Raw genomic sequence first — 1128 nt, forward strand, 5'->3', positions numbered from 1 at the left:
GAGACAGCGTAGTACATCTATTCCGGTGTGGATAACTCTTCGTTACCCGCTGGTTTTGCTGCTCTCTTTCTTGTCGTCTTCGCCTTGGCAGAACTGGTCCTGAAGCGCCACGATTCATTGCCCGTTTCAACGATGTGGCAGTGATGGGTGACGCGGTCCAGCAGCGCTGTCGTCATCTTTGCATCCCCGAACACGCTCGCCCACTCGCCGAAGCTGAGATTGGTCGTGATCGCGACGCTCGTGTGCTCGTAAAGCTTTGAGAGCAGATGGAACAGCAATGCACCACCGGTCTGGCTGAACGGCAGATAGCCCAGCTCATCGAGAATCACCAGATCGACGTACATCAGCTTGTGGGCGACCTGGCCTTGTTTGCCGATGGACTTCTCCTGCTCCAGGGCGTTGGTCAGCTCGACGGTCGAGAAGTAGCGCACACGCTTGCCGTGGCGCTGTACGGCTTCGATTCCGATCGCTGAGGCGAGGTGCGTCTTGCCAGTGCCCGGACCACCGATGAACACGACGTTGTGCGCGCTTTCGAGGAACGACAGCTCGCTCAGTTCGCGCACCAGCGCTTCGTCGACGTGTGCCTGCGCGAAGTCGAAGCCCTTCAGGTCGCGGTGGGCCGGGAAGCGCGCAGCGGTCATTTGATAGGCAATCGAGCGCACCTGCCGTTCGGCGGTTTCAGCCATCAACAGCTGCTTCATGAAGCGCTCCGGCTCGAAGTCCGTGTGGCGCGACTGCGCGAGCAGCTCCGGCCACGTGCTCGCCATGCCGTGCAGTTTAAGACCCTTGAGCTGGGCCGCGATATCGTTAGACATGACGATCCTCCGGTGGGTTGGCGCGCAGCGTCTCGTAACGGCTCACGTCGGCCGCGGGCTCTTCCTTGAGCTGGAGTTTCGTCGTGGCGAGGCTGCCATTCGTGACGGGCGCCTTCAGCCGGCTCAGCACGTTCAGGACGTGCTCTGCGCTGGGGCGTCCTGAATCCAGCGCAGCCTGTACGGCGAGCAGCACCGCATCGAGCCCGTGTTCGCGCACCGCAGCGAGCACCTGCGTCATGACGCGATCGCCGCCCGGGTGTTTCAGCAGATGCCGCTGCAGCAGTTGCAGCGGCTGCGGCATCGTGATGAACGG

At 62.0% G+C, this 1128-nt stretch carries 1 protein-coding gene and 1 pseudogene; both read right to left on the bottom strand.

Annotation, left to right across the window (positions count from 1 at the left end; genetic code table 11):
• Positions 1-17 precede the first annotated feature (17 nt).
• Positions 18-815 (bottom strand): IS21-like element helper ATPase IstB, encoded by a 798-nt coding sequence (istB, locus tag FFS49_RS41800; protein WP_059740757.1) that lies wholly within the window; start codon positions 813-815, stop codon positions 18-20.
• Positions 808-1128, bottom strand: a pseudogene (locus FFS49_RS41805) (IS21 family transposase); the annotation flags it as partial. The pseudogene FFS49_RS41805 and the gene istB, both read right to left, overlap by 8 nt.

Source organism: Burkholderia sp. 4NA327C6, from assembly GCF_005502655.1.
GTDB classification, from domain to species: Bacteria; Pseudomonadota; Gammaproteobacteria; order Burkholderiales; family Burkholderiaceae; genus Burkholderia; species Burkholderia contaminans.

Coding starts and splice junctions, on each gene's coding strand:
- istB (WP_059740757.1), bottom strand. CDS start 815: ATGTCTAACGATATCGCGGCCCAGCTCAAGGGTCTTAAACTGCACGGC.